Origin of the sequence: Devosia ginsengisoli, from assembly GCF_007859655.1 — a bacterium.
Lineage (GTDB): Bacteria > Pseudomonadota > Alphaproteobacteria > Rhizobiales > Devosiaceae > Devosia > Devosia ginsengisoli.
Map to the genome: position 1 here is coordinate 4,177,591 of NZ_CP042304.1, position 18,636 is coordinate 4,196,226.

General features: G+C 64.4%; 19 protein-coding genes and 1 pseudogene. 11 read left to right on the forward strand and 9 right to left on the reverse strand.

Annotation, left to right across the window (positions count from 1 at the left end):
• Nucleotides 1-172 precede the first annotated feature (172 nt).
• Entirely contained in the window at nucleotides 173-1,180 is a 1,008-nt protein-coding gene (locus FPZ08_RS20375) for an ABC transporter substrate-binding protein (RefSeq protein ID WP_146292352.1), read from the forward strand.
• An 82-nt stretch (nucleotides 1,181-1,262) separates the two neighbouring features.
• Nucleotides 1,263-1,988 (forward strand): ABC transporter ATP-binding protein, encoded by a 726-nt coding sequence (locus tag FPZ08_RS20380; protein WP_246132739.1) that lies wholly within the window; start codon nucleotides 1,263-1,265, stop codon nucleotides 1,986-1,988.
• On the opposite strand, the gene FPZ08_RS20385 is transcribed toward FPZ08_RS20380, so the two are convergent.
• The 6 genes from FPZ08_RS20385 to FPZ08_RS20410 are packed head-to-tail and all read right to left on the reverse strand — an operon-like array spanning nucleotide 1,975 to nucleotide 6,956.
• Nucleotides 1,975-2,694, reverse strand: coding sequence for a hypothetical protein (locus tag FPZ08_RS20385; protein ID WP_146292356.1), 720 nt, complete (start codon nucleotides 2,692-2,694; stop codon nucleotides 1,975-1,977). The two genes, FPZ08_RS20380 and FPZ08_RS20385, sit on opposite strands and share 14 nt — an antisense overlap.
• Nucleotides 2,695-2,696: 2 nt before the next feature.
• Nucleotides 2,697-3,461: an ABC transporter permease gene (locus tag FPZ08_RS20390; protein ID WP_146292358.1), complete on the reverse strand. Its 765-nt coding sequence runs from the start codon at nucleotides 3,459-3,461 to the stop codon at nucleotides 2,697-2,699.
• Nucleotides 3,461-4,306 carry an ABC transporter permease gene (locus FPZ08_RS20395; protein WP_146292360.1) on the reverse strand — a complete coding sequence of 282 codons (846 nt, stop codon included), beginning with the start codon at nucleotides 4,304-4,306 and terminating at the stop codon, nucleotides 3,461-3,463. Before FPZ08_RS20395 ends, FPZ08_RS20390 begins: the two co-directional genes overlap by 1 nt.
• 11 nt (nucleotides 4,307-4,317) lie before the next feature.
• The gene (locus FPZ08_RS20400) at nucleotides 4,318-5,538 is read right to left on the reverse strand and encodes an ABC transporter substrate-binding protein (protein WP_146292362.1); all 1,221 of its coding nucleotides are present in this window, start codon (nucleotides 5,536-5,538) and stop codon (nucleotides 4,318-4,320) included.
• Nucleotides 5,531-6,520 (reverse strand): PQQ-dependent catabolism-associated beta-propeller protein, encoded by a 990-nt coding sequence (locus FPZ08_RS20405; RefSeq protein WP_146292365.1) that lies wholly within the window; start codon nucleotides 6,518-6,520, stop codon nucleotides 5,531-5,533. The genes FPZ08_RS20400 and FPZ08_RS20405 overlap by 8 nt, the downstream gene beginning before the upstream one ends.
• A gap of 10 nt (nucleotides 6,521-6,530) precedes the next feature.
• Entirely contained in the window at nucleotides 6,531-6,956 is a 426-nt protein-coding gene (locus FPZ08_RS20410; protein WP_146292367.1) for a cupredoxin domain-containing protein, read from the reverse strand.
• Nucleotides 6,957-6,999: 43 nt separating this feature from the next.
• Between FPZ08_RS20410 and FPZ08_RS20415 the strand changes: the two genes are divergently transcribed.
• Entirely contained in the window at nucleotides 7,000-7,806 is an 807-nt protein-coding gene (locus FPZ08_RS20415) for an ABC transporter ATP-binding protein (RefSeq protein WP_210246834.1), read from the forward strand.
• Between the two features lie 16 nt (nucleotides 7,807-7,822).
• On the opposite strand, the gene FPZ08_RS20420 is transcribed toward FPZ08_RS20415, so the two are convergent.
• From FPZ08_RS20420 to FPZ08_RS20425, 3 genes are all read right to left on the reverse strand, one after another.
• Nucleotides 7,823-8,605: an ABC transporter substrate-binding protein gene (locus FPZ08_RS20420; protein WP_342780148.1), complete on the reverse strand. Its 783-nt coding sequence runs from the start codon at nucleotides 8,603-8,605 to the stop codon at nucleotides 7,823-7,825.
• On the reverse strand, nucleotides 8,523-8,738 hold the full coding sequence (locus FPZ08_RS22880) for a hypothetical protein (RefSeq protein WP_342780149.1): 216 nt from the start codon (nucleotides 8,736-8,738) through the stop codon (nucleotides 8,523-8,525). The genes FPZ08_RS20420 and FPZ08_RS22880 overlap by 83 nt, the downstream gene beginning before the upstream one ends.
• Before the next feature lie 71 nt (nucleotides 8,739-8,809).
• Nucleotides 8,810-9,730, reverse strand: coding sequence for an ABC transporter substrate-binding protein (locus tag FPZ08_RS20425; RefSeq protein WP_146292370.1), 921 nt, complete (start codon nucleotides 9,728-9,730; stop codon nucleotides 8,810-8,812).
• A 154-nt stretch (nucleotides 9,731-9,884) separates the two neighbouring features.
• Between FPZ08_RS20425 and FPZ08_RS20430 the strand changes: the two genes are divergently transcribed.
• The 8 genes and pseudogenes from FPZ08_RS20430 (at nucleotide 9,885) to FPZ08_RS22885 (ending at nucleotide 18,634) form a co-directional block, all read left to right on the forward strand.
• Entirely contained in the window at nucleotides 9,885-10,850 is a 966-nt protein-coding gene (locus tag FPZ08_RS20430; RefSeq protein ID WP_246132740.1) for a FecCD family ABC transporter permease, read from the forward strand.
• Nucleotides 10,847-11,881 (forward strand): FecCD family ABC transporter permease, encoded by a 1,035-nt coding sequence (locus FPZ08_RS20435; protein WP_146292372.1) that lies wholly within the window; start codon nucleotides 10,847-10,849, stop codon nucleotides 11,879-11,881. The genes FPZ08_RS20430 and FPZ08_RS20435 overlap by 4 nt, the downstream gene beginning before the upstream one ends.
• Nucleotides 11,871-12,686, forward strand: coding sequence for an ABC transporter ATP-binding protein (locus FPZ08_RS20440; protein ID WP_146292374.1), 816 nt, complete (start codon nucleotides 11,871-11,873; stop codon nucleotides 12,684-12,686). The genes FPZ08_RS20435 and FPZ08_RS20440 overlap by 11 nt, the downstream gene beginning before the upstream one ends.
• A gap of 87 nt (nucleotides 12,687-12,773) precedes the next feature.
• Nucleotides 12,774-13,832 carry a LacI family DNA-binding transcriptional regulator gene (locus tag FPZ08_RS20445; RefSeq protein ID WP_146292376.1) on the forward strand — a complete coding sequence of 353 codons (1,059 nt, stop codon included), beginning with the start codon at nucleotides 12,774-12,776 and terminating at the stop codon, nucleotides 13,830-13,832.
• Entirely contained in the window at nucleotides 13,829-15,442 is a 1,614-nt protein-coding gene (locus FPZ08_RS20450; RefSeq protein ID WP_146292378.1) for an FAD-dependent oxidoreductase, read from the forward strand. Before FPZ08_RS20445 ends, FPZ08_RS20450 begins: the two co-directional genes overlap by 4 nt.
• 19 nt (nucleotides 15,443-15,461) lie before the next feature.
• Nucleotides 15,462-16,730, forward strand: coding sequence for an ABC transporter substrate-binding protein (locus tag FPZ08_RS20455; protein WP_146292381.1), 1,269 nt, complete (start codon nucleotides 15,462-15,464; stop codon nucleotides 16,728-16,730).
• A 157-nt stretch (nucleotides 16,731-16,887) separates the two neighbouring features.
• Nucleotides 16,888-17,802, forward strand: coding sequence for a carbohydrate ABC transporter permease (locus FPZ08_RS20460; protein ID WP_146292383.1), 915 nt, complete (start codon nucleotides 16,888-16,890; stop codon nucleotides 17,800-17,802).
• Nucleotides 17,792-18,634 (forward strand): annotated as a pseudogene (locus FPZ08_RS22885) (carbohydrate ABC transporter permease). The gene FPZ08_RS20460 and the pseudogene FPZ08_RS22885 overlap by 11 nt, the downstream one beginning before the upstream one ends.
• Nucleotides 18,635-18,636: the final 2 nt, after the last annotated feature.

Sequence of the window (18,636 nt, forward strand, 5' to 3'; positions counted from 1 at the left end):
CTTCAACTCGACCGACTTGCGGCGCAACGTGATACGAGGAAAAACTCTAACCGCCAGAATGTTTTGGGGCAAGGCGAGCAGGGCAAACATCCCTGCTCGAAAGGGGAATTTTTTCGGTGCCCCGGGGGAGAGGGACGGCTATATTGTTCGCACTAAAAGGGAGTGCGTACGAATGTTCAAATTCATTGCCAGCCTCGCCATTGCCGCCGTCCTAGCCGCCCCGGCCGCCGCCGCCCCGTTCCGGCTGATCGTCACCGACCTTGAGCCGCCTCTCGTGCCCAATTCGGTCATGGATCTGGCTTTGTCGCTCGGCTATTTCGAGCGCGAAGGCGTCGATGTCGAACTGGTGCGCGTACAGCAGACCCCGCTCGCCGTCGTTGCTTTGCAGGCCGGTGAAGGCGAGATGGCCAATGTCGGTGTCGATACCGCGCTGCAACTGGTGGCCAGCGGCCAGCTCGACCTGCGCGCCGTGACCTCGCCAAGCAAGTCGCTATTCTTCATGATCGCCGCGCAGGAAGCGATCGGCGATGTGGCGGCACTCCCCGGCCACAGCTTCGGCATCGGCCGGGTCGGCAGTGTCGATCAAGGGCTGAGCGAGCAGGTGCTGGCCGCCCAGGGTATCGACATGGCCGCGCTCGACCAAGTTGCCCTCGGCCAACCCGCCGCCCGCGCCCAGGCGCTCGCCGCGGGGCAGATCGATGCCACCACCATGTCGCTGGGCACCTGGACTACCCTGCCGGACCAGACAGGCATGCACATCCTCGTAGACCCGGACGCCTATTTCGCCGCGGCGCCCGTCGTCAGCAAGGTCAATGTCGTGACGCCCCAGGTTCTGACCGAGCGCCGGGACGATGTCGTCGCCGTCGTGACCGCGCTGGTCAAGCTGTCCCGCGATATCGCCGCCGATCCCGCCATCTGGATCGACGCCATGGGCGCGGCTCGGCCGGACCTTGCCCGCGCGGACTTCGAAAGCCTCGCCGCCGCTTATGCCAAGAGCTGGAGTGTCAATGGCGGGTTGAGCGCCAGGGAACTGGCCTTCACGGCCGACTGGAACTTCAAGGGCGAAGATTTCGCCGGTCTTGAACCTGTTGGCCTTGATGCCTGGGTGGATTTCACCGTGGCCGACGAAGTGCTGGCTGCCCTCGGCACCGCTCCCGATCTGGATCCTGCCGACCGGTGATCGCAAACTCCGCTCCGCAGACCATCGTCCTCAAGCATGTCGAAAGAGCTTCGGCCGTCCGGGTGGAACCACCACGACGGCCGTGGCCGACTTTTCGCTCGACATCGCGCCGGGCGAATTTGTCACCATTCTGGGGCCGTCTGGCTGCGGCAAGACCACTTTGCTGCGGCTGGTCAACGGCCTGCTCAAGCCGGACGGTGGCAGCGTCACGGTCGGCGACCGCACGCCCGTTCCCGGTCCGGATATGGGCTTCGTCTTCCAGTCGTTCCGGCTGATCCCCTGGGCAACGGCGGAGCGCAATGTCGGCTTCGGCCTCGAACTGGCCGGGGTCGAACCGGTGCGCCGCAAGGAGATCGTGGCGCGCCTGCTCGATCGGGTCGGGCTCGGCCGCTCTGCCAGTGCCTATCCCGCCGAGCTTTCGGGCGGCATGAAGCAGCGGGTGGCGCTGGCCCGGGCACTGGCCACCGACCCGTCAATCCTGCTGCTCGACGAGCCCTTTGCCAGCCTCGACGCGCAGACCCGCGAGATCATGCAACTCGAGCTGCTGCACTTGTGGAGCGAAAGGCGGGCGACCGCACTCTTCGTGACCCATAGTGTGGAAGAGGCCATCCTGCTGGCCGACCGGGTCGTGGTCATGGGCGCCGCCCCCCATTCCCTGCGCCACATCGTGCCCATCGACCTGCCGCGCCCGCGCCGCGACGAGGTGCGCACCAGTCCCGCTTTCATCGCCTTGCGCAATGAACTGACCGGCATCATCCGGGCCCTCATCACCGAGGACCCCAATTCGCCCTTCTTCAACCGGGGCTGACTACCGTCTCGAAGCCCGGCGCCAATTGTTCGAACCGCGTCATGCTGTCGAAGGCGTCGGGCTGGAAGCGCGTCGTCACCGGGTCGATAAAGCTTTGGCCACGCTTCTGCAGGTAATGCTGGCCCACGCTGAAGCGGCCGGCCTCGCTTTCAAGACTGCAGTCGGATTTGACGAAATAGGTGCCAACAGGATTTTCACCGGCGGCCGGCTCGCCATTGCTGCAGGCCCAGCCACTGCCGAAATGGTTGCGCAGCAGGTTGCCCAGCGTCCAGAACTCGTAGCGGGGGCGGCTGGTCTGGTTACCCGGCCGCGGATCGGTAATCACGCGCCGGCCCTGCACCAGCCCGTCGTCGTCGATCAGCAGCGAGGCGACCACCGGAAAACCGAATACCACCGTGCCGCCGAACCGCAGCACGTCCCGGCGCTGTTCGAGCGAGCGGGCGATATATTCCTGCTCGTCGTCATAGCGGAAATAGACTTCATGCAGCCCGCTTTTCTCTGGCCGGCAGGTAGCGAAATCGACAAAGCTGGCCAGCCGCCGCGAGGGCGGGCCGCCATTGCTGCCACAGGCCAGGTCGACGAAATCCGCCGTGATCTCACCCACTGGCGTGCCCAGCGGAATGTCCCAGATTTCAGCACGCGGCTCGGCGGCTTGCACCGAACCCGCCAGGCAGAATATGGCCGCGATGGCCAGCAGATGTTTCATCGTCAACCTCCAGTGCCGATGCGCCAGCGGTCGAGCCGCCGCTCCACCAGCCGCAACAATTCGGCGACCGCAATGCCCAGGCAGGCCAGGATCAGCACCACCACGAAATAGGGCGCCATGCGGAATGTGTTTCCATAGATTGCCAGCAACCCGCCCAGGCCCTGCACGGCCGTATAAAGTTCGGCGACCACCGTATTGATCAGCCCGATCGTCGCCCCCAGCCGCAGGCCCACCATGATGAACGGCGCCGCGCCCGGCAGTAGGATCTTGCTGAAAACCTGCCCCGGCCTGGCGCCGGCCGAGCGGGCCATTTCCACCAGTTCGGCATCGCCATTGCGCACCCCGGCATAGGTATTGATCAGGATCGGCATGACCGCGCCCAGCGCCACCACGGTGATCTTGGCCCAGAAACCCAGCCCCAGCAGCACGATGATGAGCGGGATGAAGGCCACGCGCGGCGTCGCCATCAGCGCATTGAAGAACGGGTCGAGCGTGCGCCCCACGACCGGAACACCCCCGGCTATCAGCCCCATGGGCAAGCCAATGGCAATGGCCAGCAGCAGGCCCGTCACATAAATGCCGAGCGAGCTGGCTGTGGCTTCATAAATGGTGCCGTCGCCGAACAGCCTTATGGCAGCTTCGAACACCGCCGGCGGTGCAGGGATCAGGTTGCGCCCCGCGACCAGCGAGGCCAGCCACCACACGATGACAAGCGCCACCACCACCAGCACCCGGTAGAGCCAGATTGGCTGGTTGCCCCGCTCCATTACTCGCGCCCCTTCCGCATCATCTGCCCGCGCTGCGGATCATAGCCGAACACGGCCAGCAGGAAGGACAATATCCCCACACCCAGCACCACCAGCAGCGCAACCGCGTTGAACTGGCCATAGGCGGCAAAGCGGATGAGCTCGACGGCATGGGTGAAGGGATTGGCCTGCGCCACCCACCACAGAAAGCTGGCGCCGCTCTCGCGCAGCTTCCACAACGGATAGAGCGCACTCGAGCAGAAGAACATCGGAAAGATCACGAAATTCATCGTGCCGGCAAAGTTTTCCAGCTGCCGTATATAGACCGACAGCACCAGCCCGATCGACCCCAGCATCAGCCCGGTCACCAGCAGCGCCGGCAGCACGGTGAGCCAGCCGCCAAGCGGAATCTGCACATTGAGCAGCCGCGCGACCACAAGAAACACATAGGCCTGCGCCAGCGACAGCAGCGTCCCCGCCAGCAGCTTGGCGAACAGCACATACCAGCGCGGCAGCGGTGCCGTCAGCAGCAGGCGCATCATGCCCATTTCCCGGTCATAGACCAGCGACAGCGACGACTGCATGCCGTTGAACAGCAGCATCATCCCAAGCAGGCCGGGCAGCATATATTCCTGATAGGTGATGTAGGTGCGATAGGGCGCGATGATCGACACGCCCAGCACATTTTGAAATCCAGCCGCCACCACAACGAGCCACAGCGCCGGCCGCACCAGCGCCGAGATCAGCCGGCTCCACTGCCGCACGAACTTGGTCAGTTCGCGCGTCACGATGGCCTTGAGGGCCACCAGGGCATGCATGGCCGGTCCCAGCCTGGCTGGGCTATCGGCCGGCGCTGCGGAGGCCATGCATCAGTCTCCTAGAAGCTGCACTGGGTTTCAGGTGCATCGACACCCAGCGTATCGAGGTCGTTGACCTCGTGCAGGAATTCGGTGAACGGCGCCCTTGCGATGACAGCATCGGGTGTCGCCAGCAGCAGCGGCTGGCGCAACTGGTGGTCCCAACTGCGGAAGCTGCCGGGATTGCCCTTGACCGTATCGAGATTGAGCCGGTCGCGCAGCAGATACTCCCGCAGCGCGTCGAAATCGCCATTCTTGGTGCGCACCACCGCCGAGCCGATGGCTTCCACCGCCACCCAGGCCGCCCAGCCGCCGCTATTCATGCGATAGGGCAGGGCCTTGTCCTCATAGCGATGCTGCAATTGCGCGCCCGCATCCTGGTCCCAGCTCCAGGTCCAGGCTTCCGGAACCAGGCCCGCACTGCCCACCACCGGGCGAGGCAGGTTGGTCTGGTAGGGCACATAGCGGCCGATCTCGAAACCGTGGTCGGCAATGAAGACGACATCGTAATCGACGCCCTCGGTCATCAGGGCCACATTGCTCTGTTCGCGGGCATTGGGGTCGTTGGTGAGCAGCGCCTGCCGCTCCTCCACGATAGTCAGCCCGAATTTCTGTGCCGTGCGGCGGAAGGCTTCCACCATCAGCGCATCGTCCGGCTGCGGCCCCTGCAGCACCAGTGCGCGGCGCCAGTTCTTCACCGCCAGATACTGCCCCAGCGCATCGGTCAGCATGGCCTGGCTGGGATAGGTATGGAGCACATTGGCGCGGCATTGCGCCCCGCGCAGCGCGTCGTCAGGCGCCGAAACATTGATCAACATCACCGGCTGGCCAGCCAGTGCATCGGCCAGCTCCACCAGGGCATCCGCCGGCAGGTCGGCCACCACGAAGCTGATGCCTTCATCGACCCAGCCGGCAATGGTGTCGGCCAAGGCCGAAGTCGAATCGGCGCTGGCCTTTTCCAGTGTAAAATCGATGCCGAGTAGGCGCCCGACATCCTGCGCGTCCTCCAGCCCCACTTCGGCGCCGGTAAAGGGCCGGGCCAGGGTGTAGAACTGGATGCCCGCAAAGGCTCCCGCGGCCGCATAGCGCGGATCGTTGTCGAGTTCGACATAGCCGATCGTCACCTGCTCGGCCGCTTCCACCTGCGCAGCCGGGGCCGGCTGTGCAGCAATTGGCACGGCGGAGCCGGCCAGCATCGCGGTTGCGATGGCGGCCAGCCCCCGGCGCAGGGTCCTAGTCATCGATCACCACCGAATGCGGGATGCGCCCGACCGGCAGGGTCAGCACATTGGTCCGCGATTCCATGTCGACGATGGACAGGTCGTCGCTGAGGCCGTTGGCCACATAGAGCGTCTTGTCGTCGCGCGAAATGTCGGTGCCCCAGGCGCGGCTGCCCACCAGCACATAGGTCTCGATTTCGCGCGTCGCGATATCGACGAAAGCCACGTGGTTGGCGCGGCCAAGTCCCACTATGGCGGTCTTGCCGTCATGGGTCATCGACATGCCGACCGGCGTCACATCGACCGCCCGGAAACCGGGGGGCAGGAATTCCAGCGTCTCGGCAACCTCGAACGTGTTGAGGTCGATGATCGAGACCGTGCCCGACAGCTCGTTGGACACCCAGATCTCGGTGTCGCTGGGCTGGATGAAGCGGCGCGGGCGGGTTTCCACCAGCACATTCTCCATCACCACGCCTTCTTCGGCATCGATCACATGCACCATGTCCGCCACTTCGGACGTGGCATAGAGCGTCTTGCCGTCGGCGCTGAGCGCGATGCCCTCGGGCTCGGCCCCGGTGGGTACCTCGAACATGATCGCCTTGCTGGCCACGTCGATGACCTGCACCGTCGAGGTTTCCTCGTTGGACACATAGATCAGCGCGTCATCGTGGCTGAGCCTGAACATTTCCGGGCTTCGCCCGGTGGGGATATTGTCCACCACTTCGAGCTTGGCCACGTCGATCACCTGGATCACGTCGTCGTCGCCGCACGCCACATAGAGCAGCGTGTGGCCCTGGTTAAAGCTCATGTCGCGCGGCCGTCCGGCCGTGGCGATGAGCTTGATGATCGTATTGTCCTTGGCCGGGTCGATCACCGCGATATTGTTCGAGCGTTCATTGCTGACGAAGACCAGCCCGGTATCGACCGCCGCCGCCGGCAAAACGCCCGCAATACCCAGCAACGCCCCGAGCAAGGCCGGCACTATTTTGCGCAAATGTGTCATGGCGCTGGCCTTAGCGGACCACGAAGGTGCCGGTCATGCCGCGGCTCTCGAAGCCGGGGGCGCTGAATTCGTAATTGCCGGGCAGCAGCGGCACGAAGAAGATGTCGGCCCCGCCCTCATCGTCGAATTCCACACCATAGATGGCACCGAGCGGCTTCACCTCGATATCGTTGATCACCACCTGGTTGATCCACGAGGCGCGCCAAAGTTCGGGCGCGTTCACGCGGAACTCTTCCAAGCCGTCGCTCTCGATGCGCCACTTGTAATATTTGCCGGTTTCCAGCGTGTATTCGGTCACCGAAAAGGTGAGGTCCGCCCCGCTCATCACCAGCGGCTCAAGCTCGGTGGGCTGGGAGGCGAAATTGCCTTCGGCCTGCGCTGCCGACAGGGTCAGGCAAAGGGCGGAGGCGGCGAAAAAAGCTCTAGCGGCAAACATTTAAAGTATCCTTGCAACGGTATGGTGTCGTTCGATATCACCTGTGTATAGTGACATCCATACCAGTTCCGTCAACGTGATAATGCCCCTATCGACCCACCCAAAAGTCGTATCCGACCCTTTGCTGCAGGCCAGCGATGTTGCCAAGGCCTATGATGGCAAGCCGGCGCTGAACGGGGTGGATATCGCCGTCCGTGCCGGCGAACTCGTCGTGCTGCTGGGCCCGAACGGGGCGGGTAAATCCACCTTGCTGCAGCTGATTACCGGCCTCTTCACGCCCGATCGCGGCAGCATCGCGATCTGCGGCCACGACCTGCGTTCCGGAATCGTCCCGGCGCTCGCCCAACTCGGCGTGGTGTTCCAGCAGCCCACCCTCGATCTGGAATTGTCGGTCGAGGCCAATTTGCGCTTCCATGCCGAATTGCACGGCCTGCCCGGCAATCAGGTCCGCACGCGGATTGCCGCCGCCGCCGAACGGTTCGGATTGACCGATCGCCTGCACTCCCCGGCCCGCGAACTGTCCGGCGGCAATCGCCGCCGCGTCGAGCTGGCCCGCGCCTTGCTGCATGAGCCGCGCCTGCTGGTGATGGATGAAGCCACCGTGGGGCTCGATCCGGCCAGCCGGCGCGACATCCTCAGCCATATCCTGTCGCTGCGCGCCGCCGGGATGGGCATATTGTGGACCACCCATCTGGTCGATGAGGCCGCCATGGGCGATGCCATCGTGGTGTTGAATCGGGGCAATGTGGTTTTCGAAGGCGCCCCCGCCGAACTGGCTGCGCGCAGCCAGCCCGCCGATCTCGGCAACGCCTTCCTCCGCTTGACGGCGGATACCGACGCCGCGGCCTAGCCGCGTTCGCCCGGCATCAATCCACCGTTTGGGGATCGACGCCGTAGATCGCCGCCAGCTCGTCCAGCATCATATGCGCGCAATAGATGCCGCCGCCGGTATTCCACACCAGTTCGCTCACCCGCTGCGCCTTGCCGGCCTTGACGCCTTCAAGGTTCAGCCACAGCGGATCATTGGTCCATTCGGCCAGGTTGGCCACGGCTTCTTCAGGATCGGCATCGGCCGAGAAATAGAAGATGCGATCGCCGTCCATGTCCGGAATGCGCTCCTTCTGCACCTCTTCGGCAAAGTCCTGGCGATCCTGCGGGGCAGGGCGCTTCAGGCCGACCTTGTCGAGGATGACGCCGGCAAAGGTATCCTTGTAGTAGATGCGCGTGCGGCCGGGCGAGAACCGCACCAGCGAAATCGTGTCATTGATGCTGTCGCCCAGCGATGCGCCGATCGCGGCTGCCCGCTCATTGAAGGCGGCCAGATTGGCAGCGCCCTGGTCATGCAGGCCCAGCACATCGGCATAGAACTGATAGTTCTTCTGCCAGTCCCCCGAAAGGTCCTCGGCATAGACGGTGGGGGCGATGGCGCTGAGCTGGTCGTAGATCTTCTCCTGGCGCACCTTGTTGCCGATGATCAGGTCGGGTTCCAGCGCAGCGAGGATTTCCAGATTGATGCCGCTTTCGGTGCCGAGCGGCACCGTGTCGGCGAGCGGGCCGGCAATATGGTCATACCAGGGGTCGGCATCCCAGGATTGGGCGGCGCCGACAGGGCACCACGCCCAGATGCAGCAGCGCTTCGGTGCCTTCATTGGTCAGGATGACGACGCGTTGCGGCGCGTCGGGCACTTCGGTAACGCCCATCACATGGGTGATTTCACGGGCGGCTGTCGGGGCGGCAAGGCTCAGGGCCAGCACGGTTGCGGCAAGCAGGGTTCTGATCATGGTGGGTCTCGGGACGGAAAGATGAAGCGCATGAAATTTCGGCGCCCCGGAAAGGGCGCCGAAAGCTGGGCTCAGCGGGTCGAGGGCAGCTCGTAGAAGCGCTCGACATCATCGAGCATCAGGTTGGCGGCGATGATGCCGCCGGCCGTGTTCCAGATGGCGTCCGGCACCATATAAGCCTTGCCGGCCTTGACCACGTCGAGATTCTGCCACAGCGGATCGGCGGTCCAGTCCGCGGCCTGGCTGTCGCCGGCGCCATCGCCGGTCTCGTAGACGAAGTAGAACATCCGGTCGCCGGCAAAGTCGGGGATACGCTCTTTGCCGACATCGTCAGCAAAGGTCGGGTTGTCCTGCGCCGGCGGGCGGTGGAAGCCGATCTGCTTAAGGATCAGCCCGGCAAAGGTGTCGTTGTAGTAGATGCGCGTCATGCCCGACATGAAGCGGACCAGCGAAATCTGCTCGTCCAGCAGCGCGCCGGCTTCCTCGCCCAGCTTGGCGGCGCGGGCGTCGAAGGCGGCGAGCGCCGCCGCCCCTTCCGCACCCTTGCCGGCAGCGTCGGTATAGAGTGCCATATTGATCTTCCAGTCGCCGCGCAGGCGCTCGGCCATGACAGTGGGAGCAATGGCGGAAAGCTGCTCATAGACCTTTTCCTGGCGCGTCTTGTTGCCGATGATCAGGTCGGGCTGCAGGGCGGCGATGGCTTCGAGGTTGAGCGCCGATTCTTCGCCCACCACGGTTACATCGGCCATATCGGCGGCGATATGGTCATACCATGGATCGCCGAGGAACGACTTGACCGCCCCCACCGGCGTGATGCCCACGGCCAGCAGCGCCTCGGTGCCCTCATTGGTCAGCACGATGACGCGCTGCGGATTGTCAGGCACATCGGTAACGCCCATCGCATGGGTGATTTCGCGGGCCAGCACCGCGGGAGCGATAGCCATGGCGGCGACGCCGATGGCAACAGCGGCCAACTGACGAAAAGTGGACATTGCAACCTCGTAACTTGACAGGAAGGGTCAGAAAATGGTTTGGGCAAACAGTCAGAATTTATTGTGACTGTCAACATCAACTTATCTGGGGCTCGTCCTGTCCACCGCCGCACTCGCTGCCGCCCCACCTGTCGGTGTTCCAAGGCGCCTGCTATTGATCTATGGCGGGCTGGTCGTGCTGCTCTGCATGGCCATGCTCGGCAGCCTGACGCTGGGTTATCGCCTTTACGGGCTGGACCAGGTCTGGCAGGCCCTGTTCGCCTTCGATAATTCCGAAACTGCCGTCGTCATCGCCAATCTGCGCCTGCCGCGCGCCGTCATTGCGCCCATGGTCGGGGCAGGTCTGGGCATAGCCGGTGTGCTGGTGCAGACCCTCTCGCGCAATCGCATCGCTTCGCCCGATACGCTAGGTCTCAATGCCGGTGCCTCGCTTGCCGTGGTGCTGGCCAGCTCCGCCTTCGGCATCGGCTCGCTGCTGGGCCTGTCCATGGCGGCCGCCCTTGGCGCGCTGCTCACCAGCTTCCTTGTTTTCGCTATTGCCGCCAGCGCCGGCGGACTGTCGCCGATCCGCATCGTGCTGATCGGCGTCACCATTGCCGGCCTGGGCCATTCGCTGGTGGAGGTGATCCTCACCACCAACGAGGCGCAGTTGCAGCAATTGCTGTTCTGGCTATCCGGCGCCTTCGTCGACCGGCCGATGGCGCTGGCCCAATCCGGCGGGCCGATCCTGCTGGTCGGTGCCGTCATCGCCATACTGCTGGCACGTACGCTCGATGCGCTGCAGGCCGATGACGTCACGGCCACCAGCATCGGCGTACCCTTGGTCGTGGTGCGGGGCGCCAGCTTTCTGTCGGTGTCGCTATTGACCGGCGCCTCGGTAGCCATGGCCGGCCCAGTAGGTTTCGTCGGCCTCGTCGTGCCCCACGCCGCGCGCTGGCTGGTAGGCTTGCGGCATGACAGGCTGATCCCTGCCGCCGCCCTGATCGGGGCCATTTACGCCACCGTCGCCGATATTGCCGCCCGTTTCGTCATCTATCCGGTGGAAGCCCCCGTCGGCGCCATCACGGCCGTGGTCGGTGGCGTCGTGCTCCTGATCCTGCTGAAGCGGAGAGCGGCATGAGTGACCTGCCTTCCACCCTGACAGCGGCTCGGGCGCCACTGGCTCTGTCCATCATGGGCGCCGCCTTCGTGCTGCTGGCGCTGTCGGGCGTCGCCTTCGGCTCCACCTGGATTCCCCTTGATCAGGTGGCCAGCGTCCTCGCCGGCTTCGGCGAGAAGACGCAGAACATCATCGTGCTGCAATTGCGCCTGCCGCGCGTGGTGATCGCGGCCCTGGCCGGCGGCGGCATGGCGGTAGCCGGCTTCTTGCTGCAGAAGATCACCCGCAATTCGCTGGCCTCGCCCGGCGTACTGGGCGTGGTCGATGGGGCGGCGCTGGGCGTGGTCATCTTCCTCGCCGTGCTCTCGGACGAATCCAATTCGCTGGTCACCTCCATTGCCTATCAGCCCGTCGCTGCCATGGCCGGCGCCATCATCGCCATCACCCTGGTCTTCGTTCTCTCCGGCCGCCAGGCATCCTCGGCCATCCGCCTGCTGCTGTTCGGCATTGCCGTGGCCGCGGTGGCCAAGGCGGTGACCATGGTGATGATGCTGATCGGCCCGATCTACCAGACCAGCCAGGCGGCGCGCTGGATTGCCGGCGCCGTCAACGAGGTCAACTGGGGCGAAATCCAGATCACTGCCATTGCCATGGTGCCGGTCATGCTGCTGGTACTGCTGGCGGCCCGCAAGCTGCCCCCGGCCGATCTCGATGAAGTCTCCGCGCGCGGCGTCGGGCTCGACCTGCCGGTCTTCCGCATCCTGGTTTTCGCCCTGGCCGCCGGGCTGACGGCGCTGGCCGTGGCCTTTGTCGGTGGCGTCGGCTTCATCGGCCTGATGGCGCCGCATCTGGCGCGCCTGCTGGTGGGGCGCAATGTCTATGCCGGCATTCTCGGCAGCTTCCTGCTGGGCGCGATCATGCTTGTTGGCGCCGACCTCATCGTACGGGTGCTGTTCACCCCCATAGAAGTGCCTGCCGGCACGGTGACCGCCGTCATCGGCGCTCCCTATTTCCTGTTCCTGCTGATGGGCAAGCAACGCCATGACGGATAATCTCTCGGACAGCCGCATCCAGGTTCGCGACCTCAGCCTCGACTATGGCAATGTCAATGTGCTCAAGGCCCTGTCACTGCCCATTGCCCGCGGCAAGATCACCGTATTGGCCGGTCCCAATGGCTGCGGCAAATCCACCCTGCTGCGCGCTATCCGCCGGCTGCACAAGCCCGCTTCCGGGGCGATTTTCCTCGAAGAACTCGACATCGCCAGGCTCAACGACAAGCAGCTTGCCCGCCAGATCGGCCTCCTGGCGCAGAGCCCGTCGGCCCCCGGCGACATGACGGTCGAGGAACTGGTGCGGCTGGGCCGCTATCCGCATCAGTCCATGCTCCAGCCCTGGAGCCCCGGCGACAGCGCCGCGCTGGAACGGGCCATGACGGGCACCGGCGTGACCCATCTCCGCGACCGCCGGCTGGGCTCGCTGTCGGGCGGCCAGTTGCAGCGCGTCTGGATCGCCATGGTGCTGGCGCAGGAAACCGATGTCGTCTGCCTGGACGAGCCGGTCAATCACCTCGACATGGCCCACCAGCTCGATTGCCTCGATCTCGTCCGGCGCCTGAACCGGGAATTCGGCCGCACCATCGTGCTGGTGCTGCATGACCTCAACCTGGCGGCGCGCTACGCCGACCAACTGGTTTTCCTGCGCGATGGCGTCATCGCCGCTTCCGGCACCCCGGAAGAGCTCATGACCGAAGCCGGCATCCGCACCGTGTTCGATGTCCGCTCCATGGTCATCACCGACCCCGTCCATGGCCGCCCGCTCTGCATTCCCCTGGGCACCGACACGGCGCTATCGGCTTAAGCCGGCGCCCACAGCACGTTTTCCCCAGCTCGCCGCTCCGTCTTGACAGAATGTCAGCCGAGTTGCTAATACGCATTAGCATAGCTAATGCGTATTAGCAGAATAGGGCGTGCTTCAGTGGCTAAACGATTGACGCAGAAGGATATTGCGCAGCTTGCCGGCGTCAGCCAGGCAACTGTCTCGCTTGTCTTGAACGCCGCGCCCGCCAACCACGCCCGCATCCCCGCGGAAACCCGCGAGCGGGTCGAAAAGGTCATCCGCGAAACTGGCTATGTCGCCGATCCGGTAGCGCGGCGCATGGTCAAGGGCCTCAATCGCATCCTCGGCGTCTTCACCTACGAGCCCGCTTTCCCGTCCGAACAGGCCGACTTTTTCACCCCCTTCCTCTTCGGCATCGAAGAGGCGGCCCAGGCCTTGGGCTATGACCTGCTCCTGCTGACCGGCGCCGGCACCCAGCGCAAGATTTTTGCCGAAAATGTCCGCCTGCGCCTGGCCGATGGCTGCGTCATTCTCGGCCGCAAATTCGACAATACCGAACTGGCGCGGCTGGTGGCCGGCGACTTCCCCTTCGTGGCTGTCGGTCGCCGCGATGATGCCGGGGGTCCCGTGCCCTATGTCGGCGGTGATTATGCCCCGGCCACCTCGGCGCTGGTCGAGCGCGCCAGGGCGCTGGGGCATCGCCGCATCTCCTATGTCGGCCTCAATGAAGGCGCCGAATCCACCATCGATCGCTGGTACGGCTTCAGCCGCGCCATCGGCGATGCCGAATTGGTCGCCAGCATCTTCGCCGTCGATCGCCCCTCTGCCGAAACGCTCGACATCCTGATCGGTGCCGGCACCACCTGCGTATTCTTCACCGAACTGGCCGACGCCATGCGCGTCGAGGCCGTGGCCCGCCAGCGTGGCCTGTCGGTTCCCGGCGATCTCTCTATCGTCGTGCTCGGCAATCATATCCGCGCCGACGAACCCGGCCGCCGCTTCACCTCCTTCGCCATTCCCCGCGAGGCGATGGCCAAGGCTGCAACCGAAATGCTGGTGCGGCGCGTCGAGAACGATGCGCCCGTCGAACAGCTCCTGCTGCCCTGCGAACCTGTCGAGGGCGACACCCTCGGCCCGCTTTCTCCCAAGACCAAGAAGACCAGATGACCAAAGAATATTCAGCCGATCTGCTCATTGTCGGTGGTGGCCTTGGCGGCGTTGCCGCCGCGCTTGGCGCGCTGCGCTCCGGCCGCACCGTCATCCTCACCGAGGAATATGACTGGCTGGGCGGCCAGCTCACCAGCCAGGCTGTGCCCCCCGACGAGCATTCCTGGGTCGAGCAATTCGGCGTCACTCGCTCCTATCGCCAGTTGCGCAATGGCATCCGCCAATATTACCGCGATCACTATCCGCTGACGGCCGAAAGCCGCGCCTGGGGCGATCTCAATCCCGGTGCCGGCTGGGTCAGCCGGCTCTGCGCCGAGCCGCGCGTCGGCGTCGCCGTCATCGAAGCCATGCTGGCGCCCTGGCGCGGCGGCGGGCAGTTGCGTGTGCTCCAGCTCTGGCGGCCCGTCGCGGCCGATGTCGATGGCGACACCGTTCGCGCCATCACGCTGCAGCACCGCGACAGCGGCGAGCGCATCGTGGTCTCGGCGCCCTATGTCGTGGACGCCACCGAACTGGGCGATCTGCTCCCCCTCACAGGCACGGAATATGCCAAGGGCTTCGAGGCCCAATCCGATACCGGCGAACCCAGCGCCCCCGCCGAAGCCCAGCCTGACAATGTGCAGGCCGTCTCGATCTGCTTTGCCGTCGATCATGTCGATGGCAATCAGGTGGGCGACAAGCCGGCCAATTATGATTTCTGGCGCCAGTACCAGCCCGATTTCTGGGGCGGCCCGCTGCTCGGCTTCAAGGCGCCCCATCCGCGTACGCTCGAAATCACCGAGCGCAGCTTTACCCCCAATCCGGATGACGATCCGCTATTGGTCGATGCCGACCAGCGCCGCAATCCCGGCGACGGGAACCTCTGGACCTTCCGCCGCATCGCCGCGCGCCGCAACTTCGTGCCCGGCGCCTATGGCTCCGACATCTGCCTCGTGAACTGGCCGATGATCGACTACATGCTCGGCACCATCATCGATGTCTCCGAGGAAGAGAAAGCGGCCCATCTCAAATCGGCCGCCGAACTCTCCCATTCCATGTTCTATTGGCTGCAGACCGAGGCGCCCCGTGTCGATGGCGGTCAGGGCTTCCCCGGCCTGCGCCTGCGTGGCGATGTCACCGGCACCGACCATGGCCTGGCCATGGCCCCCTATGTCAGAGAAAGCCGCCGTATCCTGCCTGTCACCCGCATCGTCGAGCAGGACGTGTCCATGGCCGAGCATGGCAATGCCCTCTCGCGGCACTACCGCGACAGCGTCGGCATCGGCATGTACCGCATCGACCTGCATCCCTCCACCGGCGGCGATAACTATGTCGACGTCGAATCCTCGCCCTTCGAGATTCCCCTCGGCGCGCTGCTGCCGCGCCGGGTGAAGAACCTGCTGCCCGGGGGTAAGAATATGGGCACCACCCACATCACCAATGGCTGCTACCGGCTGCATCCGGTGGAGTGGAATGTGGGCGAAGTGGTCGGCCTCCTGGCCGCCCATTGCCTCAACCACGGGCTGACGCCGCACCAGGTGCAGGCCGATGACAGCCTGCTCACCGAATTCCAGGCAAGTCTCTACACCCAGGGGATCGAAATCCGCTGGCCGGACGTGCGTGGCTATTGACGAAAACAAGGAGGAACCAATGAAAACCAAATATCTGAAAACATCGGCGGCCATCGCCGGCATCGTCCTCGGGCTCGCTGCGTCGGGCACCGCCTGGGCACAGGACGCGGTCAACCTGCGCATGACCATCTGGAGCGCCAACGAAGCGCATCTGGCCATGTTCAACGAGATCGCCGAGGGCTTCAAGGCGACCCATCCCAATGTCACGGTCAGCTTCGAGCCGCTGCCCTTCGACAGCTATACCACGACCCTGACCACCCAGATCGCCGGCGGCAATCCGCCCGACCTGGCCTGGATTCTCGAAACCACCGCCGCCGACTTCGTCAATTCCGGCGCTCTGGCGCCGCTGAGCGATGCCTTCGCCGCTACTGAAGGCTATGACATCGCGGACGTCTCGGAAAAGGCCACCGCGCTCTGGACCAGGGATGGTCAGCTCTACGCCTATCCCTTCTCCACCTCGCCCTTCGCCCTCTTCGTCAACAACGACGTCATCACGGCCGCTGGCGCCAAGACCCCGGCGGAACTGATCGCATCAGGCGAATGGACCTGGGACAATGCCTTCGCCACCGCGGCGACGGTCGGCCAGTCCGGCAAGACGGGCCTCGTGGTCCGCGACTTCAAATATCAGGTCTGGCAGAACCTGGCCTCGATCTGGAATGGCTGGGGCGCCACGCCGTGGTCGGAAGATGGCAAGACCTGCACCTTCGCCGACCAGCCCATGGTCGATGCCATGACCGCCATCCACAAGGCGATCTTCACCGACAAGGCCATGCCCGGCCCCGGTGAGGATATCGACTTCTTCGCCGGCGAAACCGGCATGACCATCACCCAGATCAGCCGCGCTTCGCTGCTGCCCACGGAAAATCCCTTCGATTGGGATTTGGTGCCGCTGCCGGCTGGTCCGGTCGGGGAATATGCCGTGGTCGGTCAGGCCGGCGTCGGCGCCTTCGCTGCCGGTGCCAATGTCGATACCGCCGTGGCATTCCTCGCCTATATGACCAACCCGGAAAACAGCCAGAAGCTGGCCCAGTTCTTCCCGCCGGCCCGCGCCAGCCTGCTCAATGCCGAAACCCTGGCCGCCACCAATCCGCTGCTTTCGGCTGAACAGATCGACAATGTGGTGATCTCGGGTATTTCCAACGGCGTCGTGCTGCCGGGTCACACCAACTTCGCCCAGATCCAGCAGACCATCCGCGCCTCGCTGGATAGCCTCTGGGTTGCCGATGCCGATGTCGCCGCCGTGCTCGGCAATGTGTGCTCCAGCGTCAGCCCGCTGCTGGCCCGCTGAGGCGAGGTTAGGCACTGAACCCCTCCCTCCCTTTTGTGGGGAGGGTGGCCCCGCAGGGGTCGGGTGGGGGGTATGGTTCCGCAAATTCAGTGTGCGTGACTCACCCCCACCCTTGATCCCTCCCCACAAGGGGGAGGGAGACGCAGGAACCGACGCTATGAGCCTGGCAGAAACGCCGCAGAAACGCCCCTTCTGGACCATGGCCCGCCGTGATGCGGCCGCGGGCTACGTCTTCATCGCCCCGCAATTGATCGGCATCATCGCCTTCGTCCTCGTGCCGCTTGGCCTCGTCTTCTGGTATTCGCTGCACGAATGGAATGTGCTGGCCTCGACCTTCAACTATGTCGGCGCTGCCAATTACCAGATGCTGCTGGCCGATCCGAACCTGCCGTCGGTTCTGTGGGCGTCCGCCGTTTTCTCGGTCGGTCTGGTCATCCTCAACATGTCGCTGGCTTTGCTGCTGGCCGTGCTGCTGGACCAGAAGCTCCGAGGCCTTGTCGTCTTCCGCACCCTGTTCTTCTCCCCCGTTGTGGTGTCGCTCGTCGCCTGGACCATCGTCTGGAGCTTCCTGTTGCAGAACAATGGCGGCATCAATGGCCTGCTCGCCATGCTGGGCATTGAAGGTCCCAACTGGCTGCGCAACCCGGCCACGGCCATGGTCTCGGTGGTCGTGGTGCAGGTCTTCAAGAATGTCGGCCTCAACATGGTCCTGTTCCTCGCCGCCCTGCAGGGCGTGCCCAAGGAACTCTACGAGGCCGCGCGGGTCGATGGGGCAGGGCGCTTCAAGCAGTTCCGCCGCATCACCCTGCCGCTGATCAGCCCGACTATCCTGCTCACCTCGATCATCACCGTCGTCGGCTCGCTCCAGGTCTTCGCCCAGATCGCCGTCCTCACCCAGGGCGGGCCGGGCATGTCGACGACGGTGCTGGTCTACTACCTCTACCAGCAGGCCTTCCAGTTCCACTTCTTCGGCTATGGCTCGACCCTGTCGATCCTGCTCTTCGTCATTGTCGCCGCGCTCACCTTCGCCCAGTGGCAGCTCCGCAAGCGGATCGTCTTCTATGAAAACTGATCTCTCCCCCGCATGAAGGTGGCGCTCTACGGGCTCATGTGCGTGCTGCTCGTGCCCTTCGTCTTCCCGACCTGGTGGATGGTCACCTCGTCGGTGAAGCCGATCAGCGACATCTTCGCCTTCCCGCCCGATCTCTGGCCGCGCCGCTTCGATTTCTCCACCTATGCCCAGGTGTTCGAGCTGCAACCCTTTGCCCGGCAATACTGGAACTCGGCCTATATCGCCGCCCTGGTCACCGCGGGCACCATGCTCATCTCGTCCATGGCCGGCTATGCCTTCGCCCGCATCAAATTCCCCTTCAGCAATGCCATCTTCATGGTCGTGCTGCTGGGCCTGCTGATCCCCCTCCGAGGTCACCATCGTCCCGTTGTTCCAGATGTTCCTCAAATGGGGCATGATCAACACCCATTGGCCGCTGATCCTCGTGCCGATCTTCGGCGCGCCCTCGGTCTTTGCCACCTTCGTCATGCGCCAGTTCTTCATCGCCTTGCCGGTGGAGCTGGAAGAGGCTGCCCGCGTCGATGGCCTGGGCCGGTTCAAGATTTTCTGGACCATTGCCCTGCCGCTGGCCAAGCCGGCCCTCGGCGCGGTGGCCATCTTCACGTTCCTGCATTCCTGGAACCTCTATCTCGAACCGATCGTATTCCTCTCCTCGACGCAGATGTTCACCCTGCCCCAGGCGCTGACCCAGTTCACCGATGCCTATGGCGGGGCCATGTGGAACATCCAGCTCGCCGCCGCGACCATGACGGCCATCCCGGTTCTGCTGGTCTTCATCGTGGCGCAGAAGCAGTTCGTCGAAGGGCTCGCCCATACCGGGCTGAAAGGCTGACC

Coding starts and splice junctions, on each gene's coding strand:
- FPZ08_RS20445 (WP_146292376.1), top strand. CDS start 12,774: ATGCGTATTAGCAGAATAGGGCGTGCTTCAGTGGCTAAACGATTGACG.
- FPZ08_RS20455 (WP_146292381.1), top strand. CDS start 15,462: ATGAAAACCAAATATCTGAAAACATCGGCGGCCATCGCCGGCATCGTC.
- FPZ08_RS20385 (WP_146292356.1), bottom strand. CDS start 2,694: ATGAAACATCTGCTGGCCATCGCGGCCATATTCTGCCTGGCGGGTTCG.
- FPZ08_RS20450 (WP_146292378.1), top strand. CDS start 13,829: ATGACCAAAGAATATTCAGCCGATCTGCTCATTGTCGGTGGTGGCCTT.
- FPZ08_RS20375 (WP_146292352.1), top strand. CDS start 173: ATGTTCAAATTCATTGCCAGCCTCGCCATTGCCGCCGTCCTAGCCGCC.
- FPZ08_RS20390 (WP_146292358.1), bottom strand. CDS start 3,461: ATGGAGCGGGGCAACCAGCCAATCTGGCTCTACCGGGTGCTGGTGGTG.
- FPZ08_RS20425 (WP_146292370.1), bottom strand. CDS start 9,730: ATGTCCACTTTTCGTCAGTTGGCCGCTGTTGCCATCGGCGTCGCCGCC.
- FPZ08_RS20420 (WP_342780148.1), bottom strand. CDS start 8,605: ATGAAGGCACCGAAGCGCTGCTGCATCTGGGCGTGGTGCCCTGTCGGC.
- FPZ08_RS22880 (WP_342780149.1), bottom strand. CDS start 8,738: ATGATCAGAACCCTGCTTGCCGCAACCGTGCTGGCCCTGAGCCTTGCC.
- FPZ08_RS20440 (WP_146292374.1), top strand. CDS start 11,871: ATGACGGATAATCTCTCGGACAGCCGCATCCAGGTTCGCGACCTCAGC.
- FPZ08_RS20435 (WP_146292372.1), top strand. CDS start 10,847: ATGAGTGACCTGCCTTCCACCCTGACAGCGGCTCGGGCGCCACTGGCT.
- FPZ08_RS20400 (WP_146292362.1), bottom strand. CDS start 5,538: ATGACTAGGACCCTGCGCCGGGGGCTGGCCGCCATCGCAACCGCGATG.
- FPZ08_RS20395 (WP_146292360.1), bottom strand. CDS start 4,306: ATGGCCTCCGCAGCGCCGGCCGATAGCCCAGCCAGGCTGGGACCGGCC.
- FPZ08_RS20405 (WP_146292365.1), bottom strand. CDS start 6,520: ATGACACATTTGCGCAAAATAGTGCCGGCCTTGCTCGGGGCGTTGCTG.
- FPZ08_RS20460 (WP_146292383.1), top strand. CDS start 16,888: ATGAGCCTGGCAGAAACGCCGCAGAAACGCCCCTTCTGGACCATGGCC.
- FPZ08_RS20410 (WP_146292367.1), bottom strand. CDS start 6,956: ATGTTTGCCGCTAGAGCTTTTTTCGCCGCCTCCGCCCTTTGCCTGACC.